Genomic DNA, 21,339 nt, shown 5'->3' with positions numbered 1-21,339 from the left:
GGGACTGTCAATTAGGAATTAATTGGTTAAATGTGGTTAACGCTGGTCTGAACGGAATTAATTGAGTTCGTTCGCTGACTGGTCAATTAGCGGTATACTGAATCCACGAAAGGAAGTGCGGTTGATGACAACTCGTGATCAAATCATTCAAGCACAATTAACAGCTTATTTAGCAAAACTGGCAAAATTGGTCGGCTTTAACACCGTCAGCCAGGCTGGTCAACACGACTTACCCGCTGGTGGGACTTATTTAGTCGACTTATTGCAACATGATCTAAAGGCCGACGTGACGGTCGTGCCCACTGATGGGGCACCTGCGATTGTGGCCCAATTAACTGGGACCAGTGACCAAACGGTATTGTTTTATGGTCACTATGATACGATGGCACCCGGTGATTTAGCGCAATGGCATACTGATCCATTTCAATTGACGCCACAAGCTGGTCGGTTATTTGGTCGGGGTGTGGGTGATAACAAGGGGCAATTAATGGCGCAAATATTGGGCGTTTATACATATTTACAGACACATGCGACTTTACCACTTAATATTGTCTTTTTGATTGAAGGCGAAGAAGAACAAGGGAGTCCTAACTTGGCGCCAACGGTCACTAAGCTGAAAACTTCATTATTAGCCGCCGTTGATTTGGCAGTGGTGATCGATGGGTCAATGAGTCAATCTGGGCAACATGTGTTGCGACTTGGTAATCGGGGCTTATTTGGCTTTGAACTGACGGCAATAACGGGTCAAGTGGACAATCACTCTGGGAACACCGGCAACGTGATGCCAAATGCTATCGTTAAACTCAACACCGTGTTAGCACGACTCGTCAAAAATGGCCGCGTACAGTTGCCTCACTTTTATGACGGCGTGCCGACGACGACTGAAATTCCGTGGGATTTAGTCGATGCGTTGCCGTTTGATGCCCTGGCGATTGCGCGTCAATTGGGACTGACGCACGTGCCGGCTCAACGGGACTATTATCGCCGTTTGATGTTTGAACCGACATTTAATCTCAATAGTTATCAAGCCGGCACGACTGGCCCAGACTTTAAAACGATTATTCCGCATCAAGCGACGGTTAAAGTTGACTGTCGCCTAGTTGGGCAGCAATCGATTCCAGCTATTGAAGCAGATCTACGCCAAGCGTTAGCGTCAGAGCTGGCGGCTGGGACGCTGAAGTTAACGATTCGTGGTCGCATTCCAGCTAGTGTTACGGCGTTGAGTATGCCGAAAGTGCAACAAATTGCGGGGATTATCAAGTCGGCGACGGGGGCCGTGGTCATTGAACCGATGATGCCAGGAACGGTGCCCAATTATGTGTGGACTGATATTTTAAAAGTTCCAGTCGTCACAATTCCGTATGCTAACTTTGATCAACATAATCATGCACCTAATGAGAATTTGACTGAAACCGCGTTTGTCGCTGGTATCAAGATCGGGTATGAATTAGTCGATCAACTGGCGACCGTCATTGGAAATTCCAACTAGGCTTGTTAGACTGGAAGGTAATGAAGATGACGAGGAGGAGGTAACATGCAAAAGAAAACCGTTGGCTTAATTCTAGCCAGCGTTGGACCGTTTTTATGGGGGAGTTCGGGGACGGTAGCTCAGCATTTATTTAATACCACGGCGATTGATCCGATGTGGCTCGTTTCAGTACGAATGCTAGTGTCGGGGATTTTGTTGATTGGGTATGGCCTGATCACCAAAGCACCAGTTTGGACCGTTTTTCACAGTGCTCGCGCAACCGGTAAACTAGTGGCATTTAGTTTATTGGGGATGGCATCGGTTCAACTGACTTACTTTATGGCAATTAGTACGGGTAATGCGGCGACGGCGGCTATTTTACAGTTCTTGTCGCCAGTTATTATCATTATTTATTTGGCCCTAATCCATTTCAAGTGGCCAAGCAAGATTGATGTGATTTCAGTGGTGTCAGCGATTCTGGGCACGATTTTAATCGTGACTGAAGGTCGGTTAGATTCCTTAGCGTTACCGGCCGTGGCAGTTGCTTGGGGCTTACTAGCCGCAGTTGGGGCGGCGGTCTATACGTTGATGCCAACGAAACTATTGCGTACTTATGGCTCAATTCCCATTGTTGGTTGGTCGATGCTGATCGGTGGGGGCATCGTCAGTGTCGTCACGCAAGCATGGCAACATTGGCCGCGATTAACTAGTGGTCAATGGGGTGAAGTGGGCTTTGTCATTATCTTTGGGACCATGCTGGCTTACTTGTTCTTCTTGCAAAGTTTAGAAGCCATCTTACCGACAACGGCGAGTGTCTTAGGTGCTATTGAACCGTTAGCGGCGACCGTTTTGAGTGTTTTATTTTTAAAGGTTAGTTTTAATGTTTTCGGTATTTTAGGTGCGGTGTTAATTGTTGGGGTAACGTTCCTGCAATTTATGGCGGCTAAAGATGCGATGATGTCTTCGTAAGGATACTGGTAGTTGGCCATCTGCTGACTACCAGTTTTATTATGCACAAAGTGAATAATGGTTTGCCAAAAACGAGTTGATAAGTTGCCTTTAAAACGCGTAAAGTGAAAGAAAAGTAACTATTTGGAGGCGTGTTGATAATGACATTGAAATTTGACGGCACCCGGTTTAACTTAAGAACGGCGCAGCTAGGTAATCAGACAATCAGCTATCAAGCTGCGATGGATATCCCCTATGTTGCTCATCCAGTTGATCCAATTCAAAAGCTGAATGTTTTCGTGCCCGCAGGTTATTTTGCTGGCGCAACGATCAATGGCTATCAACGAGATACTGCGCCAATCTTGATGCCGAATACTGTTGGTGGCTATTTGCCAGGACCAAGTGATGCCCCAGATAAAACAGCTTGGCCCACGAATGCCAAAACAATCATCGCAGCATTGGCACGTGGGTATGTTGTGATCTCGACTGGACTGCGTGGTCGTACACAGACGGCGGCCGGGCAAAATATTGGGAAGGCCCCTGCATTTATCGTTGATATGAAGGCCGCGGTCCGGTACGTCAAAGCGAATGCCAATGATATTCCCGGTGATGTGGATTGCATCATTACTAATGGGACGAGTGCTGGTGGTGCTACGTCAGCGTTAATGGGGGCATCGGGAAATGCCCCGTATTTTGAATCCGCGTTAAAAACGTTAGGCGCGGCCGAAGCTAGTGACAATATTTTTGCAGTGTCCGCATATTGTCCGATCCATAATCTCGAACATGCCGATATGGCTTATGAATGGGAATTCAATGGCCTCAATGACTGGTACCGCCAAAAGATGGCGATGATTGACGGTCGGATGCGCTTTACGCCTTGGCAAGGCACGTTAACCCCGACCCAACAACAGCTATCGACGACTTTAAAAGCTGACTTTATGACTTATCTTAATAAGTTACAATTGACTGATACACAAGGTCAGTCGTTGACTTTAGATGCACAAGGCAATGGTTCATTTAAAGACTTGATTGGTAAGTATTTGGTGGCTTCAGCACAACGGGCGTTAACAGCTGGGGTTGATATCCACAAGTATGCTGGGTTTACCGTCACCGATGACCGCGTCACCGGATTAGATTTGGATGCGTATCTCGCATCGATTACCCGCATGAAAGCGACACCGGCCTTTGATGATCTCGGCTTGACGAGTCCCGAAACCGACTTGTTTGGCGATGCAACTACGGCTGCCAAGCACTTTACCGCGTTTGCGCAAGCGCATACGACGACACCGGCAACGTTGGCACCAGCTGACTTAATTGCCGCGATTAACCCGGTCACGTATTTAACGGCTGCCGCTAAGCAAAGCACCGTGGCACCTCATTGGCGGATTCGCCACGGTGCGGCTGATCGTGATACGGCATTTGCGATTCCGGTGATTTTAGCCACGTTATTACAAAATCGTGGTTACGATGTGGATTTTGCCCTCCCATGGGATACCCCGCATAGTGGGGATTATGATTTAGGTGAACTGTTTAGTTGGATTGATGGATTGTGTCAACAATAGCTAGATATAGTGCGGCTGGGCAGTTGCCTGATCGCACTTTTTGTTGTGATTTTATAGTCAGTGTAGGCTTGGCAAAATTTACGGTATTAGTTTTAGATTGTTATCGAATTACTTAAAGTGGCTAATTATAAACAAAAGCGAATCTTTCCGTAACTATTATGGTAATGGCTATTGTGTTCGTGCAAGCGCTTAGCTATACTTTTCATGAGAATAGATTTATATGGAGGGGATTTCATGAAGCGCAAGCAACAAGTTTGGCGTTGGTTATTGGGGTTTGTTAGTTTAATCGGATTACTAATCATGACACAACTAGTGACACCAGTTAAGGCAGCTGCAGCTAATTTTGATGCCAGTAACTATATTACTAGTGCCCAGGTGACAAATGGACCGGACTTTAAACCGGCCGATACGGTCGATATCCAATATAAGCTAGATTTTGGTAGCCAAGAGTTGAAGTCTGGCGATACAGTGACGATTCCGTTACCAAGTAATTTAAAGGCCAAGACAGTCGGGGATACTTTTGATGTTGTTGATACTGATGGTACGGTCGTTGGTACGGCTGAAGTGTTCGATGGTGAAGTCGTGATTACCATGAATAGTGCACTTGAAGGCAAAACGAATGATAAGATGACGTTGAATCTGGCGACGAAATATCGTGGCGATGATTACGGCGAAAAAGATGTTGTCTTTAACGATAAGAACACATCACAAATCAATATTGTGGATAACGATGCAAACTTGTCGAAAAAGGGTACTATTCAAGATAACGGCACTATTAAATGGACAATTCTAGTTGATCGACGCGAACTTGAAATGAAAAATTTAAAGATTAGCGATACGATTGGCGATAATCAAGCAATGATTAAAGATATTACCGTTTACAACGGTGAATGGACTAGCAATTCTTCTTATAAACGGAAAAATGAAATCAGTAGTAGTGATTATTCAGTAACATATAATGATAAAGGGTTTGATTTAGCCTTTAACAATACCGTCAGCAATTTGGTTGTTATTGATTACTATACTGAAGTTACTGATAAAACGCTGATTGACTCAGGCTATAAGTTCAGAAACAAGGCTATTATGACTTGGGGTGGTGGGACTTCAGGTGGCCCTAATTCTGAGGAAGCCAACGGTAAGGTTTCTTCATCTAACGGTAATAGTGGTTCAGGTAGTGGTGACGAAAACGAAACGACTGAAGAACCTGACGATGGTGATACCGGGACAACGGATACCGATGATGGTTATGATCCAGAATACCCAGATGTTGATGAAAATACGGACTCAAGCTCCAGTTCCAGCTCCAGCTCCAGCTCAGAATCATCAACGTCAAGTAGTTCATCTTCATCATCCAGCAGCACGTCTTCAACGGATGACAAGAATCAAGCTGTTGAACCATCAACTAGCAGTTCATCTAGCATTGCTAACAGTTCATCGGCTGATAGTACGAGTGCCAAAAACGACAGCAACAAAGCAGTCAAACCCGCAACTAAGACCACGAGTGCTAAAGCCACTAAAGCGGCTAAGCCAGTTGCAACTAGTACGGATGCCGCGCGAGCTGTTGCCCATAATCGGCAATTACCACAAACTAATGAATCTAAGGTTAGTCATCAAACGTTAAGCTTGTTAGGCAGTGTCCTAGCAGTCTTTACATTGGGTGCGGGTGCGTTAGTTCGGCATTGGTTCTAAAGATTAAATGATGCTTGAAAAGTCTGCTATTTAGCAGGCTTTTTTATATCAACCTTGACCATTGAGTCTTATCGATCAGCTACGTTATACTAAACGTGAGGAAGCACGTAATGGGGGATAAACATGTCAATTTTAAAAGCAGCGATGCAAGCCGCCAGTCACTGGATCGGGTATTGTTTGGTGGCGGCACTCTTTAAGATCCCGATTGACTTGATCTTGAAACGGCCGGTACTTAATGGGTTGTGGCATGGTTTTGTCGTCGCTAGCTGGCTTGTGCGGGGACAAATGCTAGGACTTTTGCTAGTCATTTTATTAGGTGGCTGGTTAGTGTTTACGGTAGTGTCGGCGCTGGGGAAGTTGATCAGCGCCTGGCTTAAACGTCAAGATTCGAATGTCTAGTGATAAGGAAGTGGATGAGATGCATTTAAAACCATTTTTAAGAACGGTTATAACCGCGGGTTTGTTGATAACTGCTATTTTAAACTTGTTCAAAGCGGCAGATATGCTAGCTAACGCACGGAAAAATCGGTAATATCGAGAGCTATCTTAACAGGTAGCTCTTTTTATTTGGGGATAACTGGCTAAAAACGGGGATAAGTTGGGAGAAAACACTATTTTTAGGTCAAGCTTGTTGATAACTTTGGTTATAAAAGCTTTTTTTAATTGTTTGCCTGTGGATAACGCTACCATTACTGTGAATAAAGGAATGATAACGATGCATATGTGGGTGAAGTTGGGGATAAGTTGGTGAATTGGTCTAATTTTTGTGGTTTGGTGGTGGATAACTTTGTTGTTGGGGTTTTTAGTGGGCCGAAACGTGTTCGGCAAGCCTGGGGATTCCGCTTAGCTACACCAGGAGACCACTGCCAAGACCGCAGTAATCTCCTGGTTAGGCTAATGCTCATCCCCAACTCGGCTTACCTCACACTCTTATTATTCCATCCAAGAATAACAGACCCGCCGATTTCGAATTGATACCGTTTCCGTCTGGCTGTACGATAAACTTGTAAATTTTAAAGGAGATGACAGTTATGGCTGAACAACCATGGGATTTACGTCGTGTGCTCGATGAGATCAAAGATGATCCTAAGAACTATCATGAAACCGACGTCCCCGTTGATCCAAATGCTGAACTTTCAGGTGTTTATCGTTATATTGGTGCCGGTGGTACGGTACAACGTCCAACCCAAGAAGGTCCCGCAATGATGTTTAATAATGTGAAGGGCTTCCCTGATACACGGGTATTGACTGGCTTAATGGCAAGTCGGCAACGTGTTGGGAAAATGTTCCATCACGATTACAAGACTTTGGGCCAATTTTTAAATGATTCAGTTTCAAACCCAGTTGCACCAGTAACGGTTAAAGAAGCCGATGCGCCTGCTCATGAAGTGGTTTATAAAGCCACTGATGAAGGCTTTGATATCCGTAAATTAGTGGCCGCACCAACTAACACGCCACAAGATGCTGGTCCTTATATCACCGTTGGGGTGGTCTTTGGGTCAAGCATGGACAAGTCTAAGAGTGACGTCACGATTCACCGGATGGTCCTTGAAGATAAAGATAAATTAGGGATTTATATCATGCCTGGTGGCCGTCATATTGGGGCTTTCGCCGAAGAATACGAAGCGGCCAACAAGCCAATGCCAATCACGATCAACATTGGTTTGGATCCTGCTGTTACCATTGGGGCAACGTTTGAACCACCTACCACGCCATTTGGTTATAACGAACTAGGGGTTGCGGGTGCCATTCGGCATGAAGCCGTTCAATTAGTTGATGGGATTACGGTTGATGAAAAGGCGATTGCCCGTTCTGAATATACGTTGGAAGGCTACATCATGCCTAACGAACGGATTCAAGAAGATATCAACACCCACACTGGTAAAGCGATGCCTGAATTTCCTGGTTACGATGGCGATGCTAACCCAGCCTTACAAGTCATTAAAGTGACGGCTGTGACGCACCGGAAAGATGCCATCATGCAAAGTGTTATCGGACCCTCTGAAGAACATGTCAGCATGGCTGGGATTCCAACTGAAGCAAGTATTTTACAATTAGTTGACCGCGCCATTCCTGGCAAAGTTAAGAATGTCTACAATCCACCAGCTGGTGGTGGGAAGTTAATGACCATCATGCAAATCCACAAGGATAACGAAGCCGATGAAGGGATTCAACGGCAAGCCGCCTTGTTAGCGTTCTCTGCATTCAAGGAATTGAAGACCGTTATCTTAGTGGATGAAGATGTGGATATCTTCGACATGAACGATGTGATCTGGACGATGAATACGCGTTTCCAAGCTGATCAAGACTTGATGGTCTTATCTGGCATGCGGAATCATCCCTTGGATCCATCTGAACGGCCGCAATATGATCCAAAATCAATCCGCTTCCGTGGGATGAGCTCGAAATTGGTCATTGATGGTACCGTACCATTTGACATGAAGGATCAATTCGAACGGGCCCAATTCATGGATGTGCCTGATTGGCAAAAATATCTCAAATAATCACTTATTGAAGGCTTTGGTCTAATACCGCCAGTTACTAAAGTTACTTCAGTGAACGAACAATTAAAAATTAAGCTATTAACCTTTGAATCCGCCATCCCAACTGGCCTTAACCATTGCTGGAATGGCGGATTTACTGTGACTAATGAAAGGGGTATTCTCCTCATGAATAAAAAGTCGATTGGTTTTTTTAGTGGGATCGCGGTCTTTGCGATTATCTACCTACTGCCAATCCAAGGGCTTTCCGCTAAAGGTCAAATGGACCTGGCGTTAAGTCTGATGACGGTCGTCTGGTGGGCCATGCAAATTGCCCAACCAGCCTTCGTCGGTGGGATTTATTTAATGTTATTGATCATTTGCAACGTCGCCACACCTAGTCAGGTATTCTCGTCGGCGTGGACTGGGTCGATTATGTGGTTGGTTATCGGGGCTTACTTGATTGCCGGTGCCGTTAACGAATCTGGTTTAGGTCAACGGATCGCGTATGCGTTTATTATTAAGTTTGTGCGGAGTTGGAAAGGGATCGTCGTTTCAATCTTCGCGTTGACCTTTATCTTAGCGTTATTGATTCCGCATCCATGGCCACGGGCCTTTATGATTATGTCGGTTATTTCGGTGGTCGCAGAAACCGCCCATATGCCGAAACGCGATTTAGCTAAATTAGGGTTGGCCGTCTTTGCGGCATCGTGTCCATTATCCGGGGTCTTTTATACCGGGGATACGTCTTTGAACCCTTTAGCCGTTGCGGATTCTGGTGTGAATGTTAACTTCGTTTCTTACTTTGTATATATGGGTGTGCCGATGATTATTGCGGCCATCTTAACGATGTTTGTCTTCATGTTCATGTTCAAACCAAGCCAAGAAGTCCATATCGATGTTGACGCCTTAAAGGTTAAACAAGCCGAAATGGGTGGTATGACTGGTAAAGAAGTTCGGACCATTATTTGGTTGGTCATTGCGATCGCCTTATGGTTAACGAGCGGGATTACTGGGTTAGATGTTGGTTGGTTGACCTTGATCGTCGCATTGATGATGAGTTTACCAGTTGTTGGTGGTATTTTAACTGCCAAGTCATGGGAAGGGGTGCCCGTTAACGTGCTCGTCTTCTTAACATCTGCAATTGCGATTGGAGATGTTGGGACCGTAACTGGGATGAACAAGTGGATTGCCAAAACGGTGATCCCAACTAACTTGCCAACAAACATTTACTTGTTGGCTATCTTCATTACCGTCTTTGCCATGATTATCCACATGTTTATGGGGTCCGTGATTGCCGTGATGGGGATTACGATCCCAGCGTTCGTCACGGCCACAGCGCATATGGGTATTAGTCCATTAGCCGTTTCATTATTAGTTTTCACGGTCACTAACTTGCATTACATTTTGCCATTCCATAACTTAGCGGTCTTGGTTGGGAGTGATCCTGATACTGGTGGCGGCTATACGCAAGGTGATGTCATGCGATTAGGAATTCCAATGACTGGGGTTATCTTCATCATTGCCTTGATTGAAATGTTCTGGTTCCATTTAGTGGGCTTAGCTTAAAAATTGAATCGTGATCTAGTTGGTTTGAATTTGCTGCAACTAGATTGGAGAAGTCCGTTGACTGACAGGTGTGAACTGTTAGTTGGCGGGCTTTTTGTTTTGCGTGATTTTAAATGACGTTTAAACTTGAAAAATGGTTGTTTCTGTCAATTGGCTTACTGGTTAAACGCCAAGCGTTAGAATGGAACTGAATGTGTTGAAAGCGTTTTAATAAATGCTGTTCAAGCGGGGGGATATCGGATGAAGTTCAACAAGCAGTTTTATCGCAGTATAGATTTTTGGCTAGCGTTATTTATTTTTGCCATCAGTATTAAAGATACGTTACAGCCTAGCTTTAGTAGTTTGAATTGGTATGTGCAGACGGCCTTTGTGATTGTAAGCATTATTATTATGATCCAAGCCCTCTTTTTCAAGCGGCAGGCCTAGTTAGCTAAACTATTAAGCATAGTGATCAGCCAGTTATTCGCATAACGGATGCTGTGAGTTGTAAGCATTTGTTGCGTTAACGGTTGCACTGTAAGGATAGTGTAAAGATAATATTGTTTTTGTAAATAAGAACATACGTTTGTCAAATGCTGATATAATGCAAATAGTATTAATAGAAAACAGCAGATACGTAATTTACGTATTAACGTGATATACTATCAACAAGGATCGAAGGGGGTGCCACATGAATCAAATCACCAAAATTCGTGACCAGTATCAATTGAGTCGTGCTGAGTTGGCTAACTTATTAGCTGTTTCTGTGCGGACCTTAGAAGGTTGGGAGAGTGGGCGGTTTCAGCCGAGTGGTTCCGCCGCCAAATTAATCCAGCTACTTGGTGCTAGTCCACAGTCGTTTCAGTTACTCAAGGCATTTAAAGGAGACCAGTTGATGATTAATTTAGAACGAGATCCAGAAAAGTTAACAATTATGGGCGTGCCGTTTAGTTCGGCCAAGGCCTATCAGAGCGCTGTCAGTGCGCTGGCAAATAATATGTATGAAGGCTATGAGCCGACGGTTGTAGCAGTCCGTCATTTAGCTAACGATGATTTGTCACAGATTGATCCCCAAGCGATTTTAAAGCAAGTTGAAGCTGAACAAAATGTAAGTTTACATGGATAAAACGACTGCCTGGCAGGACTACTTACAACCCAATGGGACGTTAAAAAATTTATTATCAATTACTGACGCAGAGCTATTGGCACAAGTCGAATATCGAACGACCATGGCGCGTCAGACTTATTTAGCCGAGCGAGACTTTCAATTGGAAAATGGCTTAACGATAACGGGTCATGACTTTGAAGAAGTCTTGCAATTGCATGCGTACTTATTTGATGGCATTTATGAGTGGGCGGGGCAGTTTCGAACGGTTGACATGATGAAAGGTGGGTCGTCATTTTTGGAAGCCCAATTTTTGCCGACTGCCTTAGGTGAAATCAATCGTGATCTTGAACGTTATCAAATCGTGGCGGCTGGTGACTTAGTCACTACTGCTGAAGTGTTAGGAAAGCTAATCTCAGATTTTAATTTCATGCATCCATTTCGCGAAGGCAACGGTCGCACACAGCGTACCTGGGCCCAAGGATTGGCCTTTTACAAAGGATTCTGGTTTGAAATTACACCGGATCAACCCGCCTATGACGCCTAGTATTGAAGACAGTCCGGCACTAATGGCTGAAGTTTTTAAAACGTATTTAACACCACTAAAGTAAGTCAAAAAGCCACCGATAACGGTGGCTTTTGTGTCTAATTGGCATTGGTCTTTGTGGTTGCATTAGTCGTTAAAAAATCAATTAAATCGGTCATTAACTGACTACCGTCTCGCTGCGGATAAACAAATTGTAATTGGCTCAAGACTGGAATTGCCAAGGAACGCATGACGACGTTACTGGTCATAAACGGCGTCACCGATTGTTTGAACAACAAGGTGACGTTATGACTGTTCGGTAACATGCCTAACAAAGTTTCGATATGGGTACTTTCAAAGAAGATATGCGGTTCTAAACTTTGACGCGCAAAGAGTGACATGATCAGTTCATAGACACCGGAACCAGCTGGCAGGCTAACCAATTGTTCATTAGCTAAGTCGCGTAGGCGAATCGTTTTTTGATGGGCGAGGTGATGACCAACTGGCAAGATAATTTTTAGTTCATCGGCTAATAACGGTTGCTTTTGATACTCAGTTGGCTGCAGGCCACTGGTCTGCGTATCGCGAATAATAGCCGCTTGAAACTCACCATCTAATAACCGTTGGCGCACGTGGTTGCCTTCGTCTTCGATAATTTTGAGTTCGACTTCGGGATGCTCGCTATTAAAGCTGGCAATCTTTTGCGCGATATTATACTGACCGGAAACGGGAATCGACCCGATATTTAACTTGCTCGTTTTAGTCGGTCGATTCGGTGCCAAGTCATGCATCATCGCTTCATAGTCGGCAATCATGGTTTGCGCATGATGGTAAAAGGTTTCCCCAGCAGGAGTGATTTGTAAGCGTCGCTTGTTGTACGTGTCGAGTAACTTAATATTTAATTCCGTTTCGACGGCCCGCATTCGCTTGGAAAGTTCTGATTGCGACATATGGAGTTCGACGGCAGCATTAGAAATATGTCGCAGTTCGTAGACCATGATGAAGGCTTGAATATCGTTGATCGTCAAAGGACTCACCACTTTCATTGTTCACAATTAAGCTTATTTTCTATTCTAACACTGGATTTAAAATCCGTCCTGTTGGAGTCAGTTTGGTTAATAAAAAATCGCTAAGAACCGGGCTTTTTTGGCCGAAAAAACTTGCTTGCAATCGGTCGCTGGTCCACAATAAACGTGGCTTAAGAAACCGCTTCAAAATAGATATTTTTAAGGAGTTGAGTTTGATGATGACGACTGGTTTAGCATTTTTAGTTATCTTGGTAATTGGTATTTTATTAAGTGGGATTTTCTTCCGATACATGGATGCCACAGCTGGTGTTTCGTTCGGCTCGATTAAACTCACGGGTCTACGGACTGAATTTTTAAACATCGCATTGATGATCGGACTACTTGTCTGGGCCTTAATGTGGATTCATTAGAACAGCTATTATTGTGATGAGCGTGGCCCAAAGTGGTCACGCTTTTTTGTTAGCTAGCGGCTTAATGCTTGCGTTTCACGGTAAAAACTCGCTATAGTTAAGGGATGATATTTTTTTAGAGGAGATGAACGAAGTGACCCAATCAGCATACTGGCAGCGCATTGCCACTAAAGCCCAACAGGAACAGCGGCCATTTTTTAGTTTAGCACCAATGGAGGCCGTGACCGGTTCGGTCTTTCGGCGTGTCGTGATGCGAGCGGCCGCTCCCGATGTGTTTTATACGGAATTTACTAATGCGTTAAGTATCACGCATCCTAAAGCCAAGTTTACGACGCGTGGGCGACTTTATATTGATCCAAGTGAGCAACCTAAGCCAATCGTACAACTTTGGGGCAATAGCGGTGCCGATTTCACTAAGGCCGCTAAAGAAGTCCAACAGCAAGGTTATCAAGCAATTGATTTGAATATGGGATGTCCCGATATGGCCGTTATCAAAAATCATAGTGGTAGTGATTTGATTCGGCATTTCGATACGGCTAAAGCAGTTATCGAAGGTGCTCGTCAATCAGACTTGCCGGTAACCGTGAAGACCCGGTTAGGGTTTAATGACCTCAATGAATACGAAACTTGGATTCCGTTTTTACTAAAGCAACAAGTACCGGTCTTAACCGTCCATGTGCGGACGCGCGCCGAGATGAGTAAAGTGCCCGCCCATTATGAATTGATTGATAACTTGGTGCAAATGCGTGATACGCTAGCGCCAGATACGTTATTACAAATTAATGGTGATATTGCGGATCATCAAGCTGGAATTAAGCTCGCTAATGACCATCCGGGCGTCGACGGCATTATGATTGGCCGTGGGATTTTTACTAATCCGTATGCCTTTGAAGCGGATGCAAAACCCCATTCGTCACACGAGTTATTAGAACTCTTGCGTTACCAACTTGACCTATACGATCAATTCGTTGCGATGGGAATCCAAGGCCACTTTGCACCATTACAACGGTTCTTTAAAATCTATGTGCGCGGTATGCGACATGCGGCTGAGATTCGCAATGATCTCATGCAGACTAAAACCACTGATGAAGTACGCGCCATCATTGATCAGTTGGAACAAGCTGAGTAACTGAAAACGATTACTTGATGATTTCAGGTAAATAGGGTATTCTTTAATATGTAATAACAAATTAAATTAAAGAAGGTTATCCAAATGGAAACAATTACCTTAAATAACGGGGTTAAGATCCCACAATTAGGCCTCGGCGTCTTCAAAGTCGCTGATGATGATAGCTTAAAAAATTCAATCAATGACGCGTTAGCAGCTGGCTACCGGCATTTTGATACGGCTAAAATCTACCATAATGAAGATGGGGTTGGCCAAGCTTTAGCGGCTGCTGATGTGGCGCGTGAAGACTTGTTTGTGACGTCAAAGTTATGGGATAACGTTAAGACGTATGATGACACGAAGCGTGCCTTTGAAGCTAGCTTGAAGCGTCTGCAAATGGATTACTTGGATATGTATTTGATCCATTGGCCAAGTGAAGGCTATACCGAAAAGTGGCGTGCCAGTGGCGTGCCATGGAAGACTTGTACCAAGATGGGTTAATTAAGGCCATTGGGGTCTCGAACTTTGAACAACCCCAATTGGAAAAATTATTGGCGAGTGCCAAAGTCTTGCCAGTGGTTGACCAAATCGAAACCCACCCTTATTTCCAACAAGGTACGATGCATGCTTTATTACACGACTTAAATATCCGGCACGAAGCTTGGGGCCCACTGGGTCAAGGCAAGAGTGATGTTTTGACGAACCCAGTCTTAGCTGAAATCGCGCAAGCCCACCACAAATCGACGGCTCAAGTCATCTTGCGTTGGCACTTACAACGTGGTGAAATTGTGATTCCAAAGTCGATTCATCAAGACCGGATCGAACAAAATATCGATGTCTTTGACTTTGCGTTGACGGCGGCTGATATGGCCAAAATTGCTGGCTTAGATAAGAACCAACGTGGCTCAGCTGATCCACAAGATAACGCTTGGCTGGAAAAATCAACGACAATGGCATAGATGATTTTGGTAACGCTGCGATCGCAGCGTTATTTTTTTGACTAAATTTCTCATTTATATGGATAAGTGGCAATTATTTGTTAGCGATAAGCCAGCCAAGGATACAACCAAACTCGCGGCTATCTATATCTATCCAAGTTTAAAGACATGAAACCAATCTAGTCACAAAACTAAAGCATTTTGCTTTAGCTTTGTGACTAGTGGTGATAAAATTTTCACCAAAGGACACAGGAGGTGTGATTATGGAAAATTCAGAAAAAACACGGGTGACGATTCGCATGGATCTTGATCGTAAGCAACAGGCTGAAGAAGTCGCCAAAGGGTTAGGAATTGATCTCACTGCAGCTGTTAACCTGTTTATTTCACAGATGATTAAGGAAAACGGATTACCGTTCAAACCAACTAATGATCCATTGGCGGTGAACTTGGACCAAGCACTAAAAGATGTTGAAAACGGTGATACGACTGACTATACGTTAGACGGCTTTATTCAACATTTAAGAAACTCTGAGAATTAGACATATGATTAATCATATTAGAACCACTAAAATGTTTGAACGTCATCTCAAGCAACTTCGAAGAAAACATTACGATACATCAAAGCTTGAAGCTGCCATTCGCGTCATTGCTACTGAAGATCATGATACGTTAGTTAGACAATATCGATGGCATATTTTAAAGGGTAACAAAGCTGGCATTAACGAAATTCATTTGGAAGCGGATTGGTTATTGCTGTATGAAATCACTCGTAATAATGAAATGACGTTGCTACTATTGGATACTGGCTCACATGCTATTTTGTAAATTAAAGACTAGCTGTCATGGCTAGTTTTTTTGTGACCCAATATATGCAAGCAACCAACCAAGGAGATAATGATGATGTCATTGAATATGACGCTTTATGATTGAAACAATATGGATTTTAGCGTTGACTTACGAGACGTCGGTTAACTCGTCAATGCGATGTTTCACAACTCTGATTACCACCAAGAATCCTTTCGCAATAAGGCTAGGTGAACTTGATGGTGTGATTGGCATCATCGCGCGTTGTTTTTTTCGACAAATTGCAAACTTTCGCCTTGACCTGGAGCTGACTCCAGGTTGTAAGCTGTTAACAATCAATAAAACAACTGACATTCTAGGAGGAATTAGTTATGCAACAAATTAATTGGCCAAGTCGGTATTTACCAGGAACAACGGATAATTTTGTCTCAAATGAAGTCATTGTGACCGATCTAACGGTCTCACAAGTGTGGGCTTACTTAGTCGATACGAGCAAGTGGGAAGGGTATTACGATAATGCTGCTAACATTCAATTGAGTGATACGCGGACGTCAAAACTACAACAAGGTGAAACGTTCCGGTTTGATACGTTTGGCTTTCCCATCGATGCCCAAGTGATGGAATTAGTTGAACCGCAAGATGATCAAATCGCACGGATTAGTTGGCATGGCTGGCAAGACGGCGATGCTGAAACCGCGCTAGATGTCTACCATGCTTTCTTGATCGAAGCATTGCCAGGTCACCGGGTGCGGGTCTTAACACAAGAATCACAACTCGGCAAACCGGCGGCAGATATGGCGGGACAAACGCCTAATCCAATGCTTAATGGCCATCAAGCTTGGCTAGATGGACTCGTTAAAGCAGCTAAAAAGGCTTAAAACTGGTATTCTTAGTCAGAGGTGACGATGAATGACGTATAGTATTGGGCAAGTGGCTGAAAAATTAAGTGTTACCGTTGATACCTTGCGTTATTATGACAAAGCGGGATTATTACCCTTTGTTAAACGCAATGCAGCGGGGCGCCGCGAATTCACTGACAATGATCTGCATTTGATGCGCACGATCATGTGTTTAAAAAATGCCGGCGTCCCGGTTAATGAAATCGCAACGTTTGTGCAATTGCGGCTACAAGGTGATACTAGTTTGGATGAACGGTATCAGTTGTTATTAGCCCATGAGCAAAACTTAAAGACTAAGATTTTAGACTTACAAGAAACGTTAGCGTATTTGCAATATAAGAAGTGGTACTACGAAACCGCAGTGGCTGCGGGGACGGAAGCTATTCATTTTCTGCCCGGCAGTAATGAGGTGGACCCTCAATTAGCCCGACAATATCAAGCACATCTAAAGGAAATTGGTGATTTGACGACTTTGGCATTATTTAATGAAGTTATTGAACTACCAAAATAATACGGAACCAGTGACATAGCGACCGGATGAAGTTAAGCTTCATTAGGTCGCTATTTTGAGTTAGTTCGATTAGCTAGATGAAAGATTGACATTCAACCGAGAAATCGCTATCATTCAATATGTAATAACTTATTAAATGGAGACGATAATTATGCCAGCTTATACAATTGATGATTTTTCCCGGATGATTGACCATACCAATTTAAAGGCCGATGCTTCAGCAGCGGATATGAAAGTCCTTTGTGATGAAGCCAAACAATACCACTTCAAAATGGTGGCAATCAACCAAGTCCAGTCACAAGTTTGTTCAGATTTATTAGCCGGTACCGATATTGATACTGGGGCTGCAATCAGCTTTCCACTCGGGCAGACCAGTATTGAATCTAAAGAATTCGATACCCAAGATGCTATTAAGCACGGCGCTAATGAAATTGATTATGTCATTAACATCACCGAATTAAAGAATGGCAATTATGCTTATATTCAAGACGAGATGACCCGCATTGTAGCGATTTGTCATCACAACGGCGTGCCATGCAAAGTGATTTTTGAAAATTGTTATTTGACCAGTGATGAAATCCGCAAGGTCGCTGAGATTGCTAAAGAAGTCAAACCAGACTTTATTAAGACCGCCACTGGCTTTGGCACTGGTGGTGCCACGGTTGAAGATGTGGCGTTAATGAAGTCTGTAGTCGGTGACACGGTTAAGGTCAAAGCCGCTGGCGGTATTCGCAATTCAGATGATTTTTTGGCCATGATCAAGGCTGGTGCGGACCGTATCGGGTGTAGTGCTGGCATTAAGATTATTGAAGCTTTGAAAGAACGGATGACCGTTGACCATGTTGATCATATCGATATCGACCGTCCTTATCCGAAACTTGCCCAATAAGCTGTCACGTCCATCAGTAACGATGGACGTTTTTTTATGCTATGATTAAGCTAATATATCATGACAAAAGGGGCGGTCACATGTCAGCAGTAGCCAAACATATCCAAATCGAACAAGATTTACGTGCCAAGATTCAAGATGGCACATATCCGCCACATACGTTGATTCCACGCGAAGTGGATTTAATGGCGACATATCAAGTCAGTCGGCCCACAGTGCGCCAAGCTATTCAGACGCTGGTTGAACAAGGCTTACTTGAAAAGCGTAAACGGCGGGGCACGATGGTTAAACAAGCGAAGATTGCGCAAGCCTTTACCCAGGTGATTGAGGGCTATAATGCGGAAATGGCGGATAAAGGCTTACAGCCACAAACCAAAGTCTTGTTATTTCAGACTGAAGCTGCAACTGATGAAGTTGCGACCAACTTGCAGCTCGCAACGGGAGACAGCGTCTACAAATTAGTCCGACTACGGTACGCTAATGGCCAACCAGTAGTCTTGTTAACGAGTTATTTGCCGACCAAGTCGTTAACCAAGTTAGCGATGGTTGATTTTACGCAAGTATCGTTGTACGACACGCTCGCGCAACATCATTTAGCCGTTGACCGCGTTCGGCGGCGGTTAGATGTACTCACGGCCGATGAAACTACGGCGGATTTATTGAATGTGACCCAAGGTGATCCGTTGTTTTATTTCCACACGCAAGGGTTTACGAGCCAAGATGTTCCCGTTGAATACTCAATTGCCAAGTATCGTGGCGATGTGAATTACTTTATGATGGATCTCAAACGTTAATTTTGACAAGCAAAAAAATCGGGTGTATATTTAAAAATGACTGATAGTCAGTTTACGATTGAACTGACTATTTATTTTGAATTTAAAACTGACCAATAGTCAAAAAAGGAGCTTTGCACATGGTGAATAGTCTGACGAAAGAACAAAAAACTGATCGGGCCCAACAAATTGCGGCGGCGGCGTTAACCCTATTTGAGCAACAGTCATTTAGTCAATTAACGATGGCCGCGATTGCTAAGCAAGCTGGCGTTTCTAAAGGGACGTTATTCAATTATTATGAGAGCAAAGAAAGTCTTTTTATGACGTTACTTTTAGATGGGTATCACCAATATTTTGATGACTTAACGAGGCGTATTGAACAATGCACCACGTTTACGTTAGCAGATTTCTTACAGCTCTTGTTGACGGAAACCGCGAACTTGATTACGACGCATGGGTTATTAGTCCGTTTGAATGCCTTGCGCGGCCCAATCTTAGAGCAGGGTGCGAATATGGCGCAGACGATTAGTCATCGCCAAGCATTATATGCCAGTAACGAACGCTTGGCGCAAACGATTCAAACCCGGGTTCCAACGTTAACGGTGGCTGAAATCAGCCAGTTATTATTAGTTCAAAGTGCCATGATCAGCGGCATGATGAACTTAGCCGGTTTAGATGAATTTAATCGCCAGCCATTATATGACCAAGATTTTGAACATTTTAAAGTAAACTTAGGACCCGATACGGTGACGACTTTTCGATATTACTTACAAGGTAAGTATCCAACCGTTGTTTTAACAAAGGAGTAAAGATTTGAAAGCAACTAACATTCGCAATTTTGCGATTATCGCGCATATCGACCATGGTAAGTCCACGTTGGCCGATCGCATTATGAGCCAAACTCAGACGGTCAGTGACCGTGACAGCCAAGCCCAATTACTAGATGATATGGCGGTTGAACAAGCGCATGGCGTGACCGTCAAGTCGCGGACAGTCCGTAACTTTTATCAAGCTGGTGATGGGCAGGAATATGAATATAATTTAATTGATACACCAGGACACGTCGACTTTTCTTATGAAGTATCCAAGAGCTTAGCGGCTAGTGATGGGGCGATCTTGTTAGTCGATGCCACACAAGGCGTACAAGCTCAAACGGTGGCTAACTGGCGCTTGGCCCAACAAAATGGTCTCGCGATTTTACCGGTCGTGAATAAGATTGACAGTGCCGCGGCGGATGTTGCACGGACGGTGGCCCAGATTCAAGCATTAGACGCGAGTCTGGCAACGGTATCGCCATTACTGATTTCAGCCAAGACCGGCCAAGGGGTGCATGCGGTTTTAGAAGCCATCAAGACAGTTTTTCCAGCACCGACTGGTTCAGCGACTGCACCGTTAAAAGCGTTGGTTTTTGATTCGTTGTATGATCCGTTTAAAGGCATTATTGCGTATGTTCGGATTGCGGACGGGCAACTCAAGTCCGGCATGGCCAATCAGTTAATGGCGGCACAAACCACGTTAACGAATAAGGAAATCGGCACGTTTACCCCACAGATGACCCCGGTGCAAACCCTTGGCGTGGGCGAGGTTGGGTATGTTGTGACGGGGTTAAAAGACCCACAATTGTTGCGGGTCGGTGATACGTTAACGAGTCAAGCTCAGCCCACTGCTAACCCGTTTCCAGGCTACCAACCAGCCCAAGCGATGGTTTTTGCTGGGTTTTATCCCAAAGATCAAGCTTATCATGACTTACAATTGGCGATTGAAAAATTGGCCTTAAATGATTCGTCGTTTCAATATCAAGCCGAAGTTTCCGAAGCCTTAGGGCCAGGCTTTCGGTGCGGCTTTTTAGGGATTTTTCATCTGCAAATCATCCGTGAGCGGTTGCAAGATGAGTATGGGTTATCAGTGTTAACGACTGCGCCAAATGTCACGTACCGAGTGCATTTAAAAGGACAAGATGCACCGGTACTCGTTAATAATCCGATTAACTTTCCGGATTTTGCCGCGGTGGACTTTGTGGAAGAACCATTTGCCAAAGCGACGATCACGACGCCTAGTGAGACGTTGGGTGCGGTGATGCAGTTGGCCGATAATCATAAGGGCCAGTTAGTGGATATGGCGAACCAAGGGGAGTTAGTGGTGATACATTACCGCTTGCCGTTTGCCGAAATTGCGTATGACTTCTTCAATGCGCTAAAGTCGATCACCCATGGGTATGCCACGCTTGAAACGCGTTTTGATGATTATGATTTGGCCGATGTGGTTAAAGTTGAAGTGCATATTAATTACGCTAAAGTTGATGCCTTGTCATTTGTTGTTCATCGTGAAGATGCGCCCGCAATGACGCAAAAGTTAGTTCATCAATTGAAATACACAGTGCCACGTAAGCTTTACCCGATGCCAGCCCAAGCAGTGGTTGAAGGCAAACCATTAGCCAGAGTGGATATTCCACCGTTGCGCAAGAACGCCGCGGTCAATGGCGAAAAGCGCAGTCTCTCAAAGAAACAAGCCTTATTACGGCGGCAAAGTGTCAATAAACGTCAAGCGGCGTATAGCGACATTACGTTATCGCAAGATGTTTTCAATGCAATTTTAGAGCTGTCATTATAGCAAAAAAGACGTAACCATTGAAGGTTGCGTCTTTTTTGCTTTC

The 21,339-nt window shown here is 44.2% G+C and carries 21 protein-coding genes and 1 pseudogene; 21 read left to right on the top strand and 1 reads right to left on the bottom strand.

All coding sequences use genetic code 11. The features are described from left to right. Window positions 1-124: 124 nt before the first annotated feature. The 10 genes from FFM75_RS07615 (at window position 125) to FFM75_RS07570 (ending at window position 11,347) form a co-directional block, all read left to right on the top strand. The gene (locus FFM75_RS07615; protein ID WP_137628578.1) at window positions 125-1,489 is read left to right on the top strand and encodes a M20/M25/M40 family metallo-hydrolase; all 1,365 of its coding nucleotides are present in this window, start codon (window positions 125-127) and stop codon (window positions 1,487-1,489) included. A 45-nt stretch (window positions 1,490-1,534) separates the two neighbouring features. After that, window positions 1,535-2,437, top strand: a complete 903-nt coding sequence (locus tag FFM75_RS07610) for a DMT family transporter (RefSeq protein ID WP_137628577.1) — start codon at window positions 1,535-1,537, stop codon at window positions 2,435-2,437. A 134-nt stretch (window positions 2,438-2,571) separates the two neighbouring features. Further along, the gene (locus FFM75_RS07605) at window positions 2,572-3,978 is read left to right on the top strand and encodes a subtype B tannase (RefSeq protein ID WP_379832239.1); all 1,407 of its coding nucleotides are present in this window, start codon (window positions 2,572-2,574) and stop codon (window positions 3,976-3,978) included. A gap of 234 nt (window positions 3,979-4,212) precedes the next feature. Further along, window positions 4,213-5,667 carry an Ig-like domain-containing protein gene (locus FFM75_RS07600; RefSeq protein WP_137628575.1) on the top strand — a complete coding sequence of 485 codons (1,455 nt, stop codon included), beginning with the start codon at window positions 4,213-4,215 and terminating at the stop codon, window positions 5,665-5,667. Between the two features lie 123 nt (window positions 5,668-5,790). Beyond that, window positions 5,791-6,066: a hypothetical protein gene (locus FFM75_RS07595; protein WP_137628574.1), complete on the top strand. Its 276-nt coding sequence runs from the start codon at window positions 5,791-5,793 to the stop codon at window positions 6,064-6,066. Window positions 6,067-6,698: 632 nt separating this feature from the next. Beyond that, window positions 6,699-8,171 carry a UbiD family decarboxylase gene (locus tag FFM75_RS07590; RefSeq protein ID WP_137628573.1) on the top strand — a complete coding sequence of 491 codons (1,473 nt, stop codon included), beginning with the start codon at window positions 6,699-6,701 and terminating at the stop codon, window positions 8,169-8,171. 165 nt (window positions 8,172-8,336) lie between these two features. Further along, a complete protein-coding gene (locus FFM75_RS07585) occupies window positions 8,337-9,716 on the top strand; it encodes an SLC13 family permease (RefSeq protein WP_137628572.1) in 1,380 nt (459 codons plus the stop codon). 240 nt (window positions 9,717-9,956) lie between these two features. Beyond that, on the top strand, window positions 9,957-10,142 hold the full coding sequence (locus FFM75_RS07580; protein WP_137628571.1) for a hypothetical protein: 186 nt from the start codon (window positions 9,957-9,959) through the stop codon (window positions 10,140-10,142). 244 nt (window positions 10,143-10,386) lie between these two features. Further along, on the top strand, window positions 10,387-10,821 hold the full coding sequence (locus FFM75_RS07575; protein ID WP_137628570.1) for a helix-turn-helix domain-containing protein: 435 nt from the start codon (window positions 10,387-10,389) through the stop codon (window positions 10,819-10,821). Beyond that, a complete protein-coding gene (locus FFM75_RS07570; protein WP_137628569.1) occupies window positions 10,814-11,347 on the top strand; it encodes a Fic/DOC family protein in 534 nt (177 codons plus the stop codon). The genes FFM75_RS07575 and FFM75_RS07570 overlap by 8 nt, the downstream gene beginning before the upstream one ends. A 98-nt stretch (window positions 11,348-11,445) precedes the next feature. Here FFM75_RS07570 and FFM75_RS07565 read toward each other — a convergent pair whose 3' ends face one another. Then, a complete protein-coding gene (locus FFM75_RS07565; protein ID WP_223876634.1) occupies window positions 11,446-12,363 on the bottom strand; it encodes a LysR family transcriptional regulator in 918 nt (305 codons plus the stop codon). 206 nt (window positions 12,364-12,569) lie between these two features. Between FFM75_RS07565 and FFM75_RS07560 the strand changes: the two genes are divergently transcribed. The 11 genes and pseudogenes from FFM75_RS07560 (at window position 12,570) to lepA (ending at window position 21,296) form a co-directional block, all read left to right on the top strand. Continuing rightward, window positions 12,570-12,764 (top strand): hypothetical protein, encoded by a 195-nt coding sequence (locus FFM75_RS07560; protein WP_137628567.1) that lies wholly within the window; start codon window positions 12,570-12,572, stop codon window positions 12,762-12,764. Window positions 12,765-12,897: 133 nt separating this feature from the next. Continuing rightward, the gene (locus tag FFM75_RS07555) at window positions 12,898-13,893 is read left to right on the top strand and encodes a tRNA dihydrouridine synthase (RefSeq protein WP_137628566.1); all 996 of its coding nucleotides are present in this window, start codon (window positions 12,898-12,900) and stop codon (window positions 13,891-13,893) included. 84 nt (window positions 13,894-13,977) lie between these two features. Further along, window positions 13,978-14,831, top strand: a pseudogene (locus FFM75_RS07550) (aldo/keto reductase). Window positions 14,832-15,073: 242 nt separating this feature from the next. Beyond that, window positions 15,074-15,349 carry a type II toxin-antitoxin system RelB/DinJ family antitoxin gene (locus tag FFM75_RS07545; RefSeq protein WP_137628565.1) on the top strand — a complete coding sequence of 92 codons (276 nt, stop codon included), beginning with the start codon at window positions 15,074-15,076 and terminating at the stop codon, window positions 15,347-15,349. A gap of 4 nt (window positions 15,350-15,353) precedes the next feature. After that, window positions 15,354-15,635, top strand: coding sequence for a type II toxin-antitoxin system YafQ family toxin (locus tag FFM75_RS07540; RefSeq protein ID WP_137628564.1), 282 nt, complete (start codon window positions 15,354-15,356; stop codon window positions 15,633-15,635). Window positions 15,636-15,985: 350 nt separating this feature from the next. Continuing rightward, window positions 15,986-16,492, top strand: coding sequence for an SRPBCC family protein (locus tag FFM75_RS07535; protein ID WP_137628563.1), 507 nt, complete (start codon window positions 15,986-15,988; stop codon window positions 16,490-16,492). A gap of 31 nt (window positions 16,493-16,523) precedes the next feature. Next, a complete protein-coding gene (locus tag FFM75_RS07530; RefSeq protein WP_137628562.1) occupies window positions 16,524-17,024 on the top strand; it encodes a MerR family transcriptional regulator in 501 nt (166 codons plus the stop codon). Between the two features lie 151 nt (window positions 17,025-17,175). Next, the gene (gene deoC, locus FFM75_RS07525) at window positions 17,176-17,913 is read left to right on the top strand and encodes a deoxyribose-phosphate aldolase (RefSeq protein WP_137628561.1); all 738 of its coding nucleotides are present in this window, start codon (window positions 17,176-17,178) and stop codon (window positions 17,911-17,913) included. 80 nt (window positions 17,914-17,993) lie between these two features. After that, window positions 17,994-18,707, top strand: a complete 714-nt coding sequence (locus FFM75_RS07520; protein WP_137628560.1) for a GntR family transcriptional regulator — start codon at window positions 17,994-17,996, stop codon at window positions 18,705-18,707. A 119-nt stretch (window positions 18,708-18,826) separates the two neighbouring features. Further along, complete coding sequence (locus FFM75_RS07515) at window positions 18,827-19,495, top strand: TetR/AcrR family transcriptional regulator (RefSeq protein WP_137628559.1); 669 nt, start codon at window positions 18,827-18,829, stop codon at window positions 19,493-19,495. 4 nt (window positions 19,496-19,499) lie between these two features. Continuing rightward, window positions 19,500-21,296 (top strand): translation elongation factor 4, encoded by a 1,797-nt coding sequence (lepA, locus tag FFM75_RS07510; RefSeq protein ID WP_137628558.1) that lies wholly within the window; start codon window positions 19,500-19,502, stop codon window positions 21,294-21,296. Window positions 21,297-21,339: the final 43 nt, after the last annotated feature.

Origin of the sequence: Lactiplantibacillus daowaiensis, assembly GCF_005405085.1 — a bacterium.
Lineage (GTDB): Bacteria > Bacillota > Bacilli > Lactobacillales > Lactobacillaceae > Lactiplantibacillus > Lactiplantibacillus daowaiensis.
The sequence above is the reverse complement of the archived record's forward strand: the minus strand, read 5'-3'. Positions and strand labels throughout refer to the sequence as shown.

Excerpts from the sequence above, each read along its gene's own strand:
- FFM75_RS07615 (WP_137628578.1), top strand. The coding sequence starts at position 125 with ATGACAACTCGTGATCAAATCATTCAAGCACAATTAACAGCTTATTTA.
- FFM75_RS07610 (WP_137628577.1), top strand. The coding sequence starts at position 1,535 with ATGCAAAAGAAAACCGTTGGCTTAATTCTAGCCAGCGTTGGACCGTTT.
- FFM75_RS07600 (WP_137628575.1), top strand. The coding sequence starts at position 4,213 with ATGAAGCGCAAGCAACAAGTTTGGCGTTGGTTATTGGGGTTTGTTAGT.
- FFM75_RS07595 (WP_137628574.1), top strand. The coding sequence starts at position 5,791 with ATGTCAATTTTAAAAGCAGCGATGCAAGCCGCCAGTCACTGGATCGGG.
- FFM75_RS07590 (WP_137628573.1), top strand. The coding sequence starts at position 6,699 with ATGGCTGAACAACCATGGGATTTACGTCGTGTGCTCGATGAGATCAAA.
- FFM75_RS07585 (WP_137628572.1), top strand. The coding sequence starts at position 8,337 with ATGAATAAAAAGTCGATTGGTTTTTTTAGTGGGATCGCGGTCTTTGCG.
- FFM75_RS07580 (WP_137628571.1), top strand. The coding sequence starts at position 9,957 with ATGAAGTTCAACAAGCAGTTTTATCGCAGTATAGATTTTTGGCTAGCG.
- FFM75_RS07575 (WP_137628570.1), top strand. The coding sequence starts at position 10,387 with ATGAATCAAATCACCAAAATTCGTGACCAGTATCAATTGAGTCGTGCT.
- FFM75_RS07570 (WP_137628569.1), top strand. The coding sequence starts at position 10,814 with ATGGATAAAACGACTGCCTGGCAGGACTACTTACAACCCAATGGGACG.
- FFM75_RS07560 (WP_137628567.1), top strand. The coding sequence starts at position 12,570 with ATGATGACGACTGGTTTAGCATTTTTAGTTATCTTGGTAATTGGTATT.
- FFM75_RS07545 (WP_137628565.1), top strand. The coding sequence starts at position 15,074 with ATGGAAAATTCAGAAAAAACACGGGTGACGATTCGCATGGATCTTGAT.
- FFM75_RS07540 (WP_137628564.1), top strand. The coding sequence starts at position 15,354 with ATGATTAATCATATTAGAACCACTAAAATGTTTGAACGTCATCTCAAG.
- FFM75_RS07535 (WP_137628563.1), top strand. The coding sequence starts at position 15,986 with ATGCAACAAATTAATTGGCCAAGTCGGTATTTACCAGGAACAACGGAT.
- FFM75_RS07530 (WP_137628562.1), top strand. The coding sequence starts at position 16,524 with ATGACGTATAGTATTGGGCAAGTGGCTGAAAAATTAAGTGTTACCGTT.
- deoC (WP_137628561.1), top strand. The coding sequence starts at position 17,176 with ATGCCAGCTTATACAATTGATGATTTTTCCCGGATGATTGACCATACC.
- FFM75_RS07520 (WP_137628560.1), top strand. The coding sequence starts at position 17,994 with ATGTCAGCAGTAGCCAAACATATCCAAATCGAACAAGATTTACGTGCC.
- FFM75_RS07515 (WP_137628559.1), top strand. The coding sequence starts at position 18,827 with ATGGTGAATAGTCTGACGAAAGAACAAAAAACTGATCGGGCCCAACAA.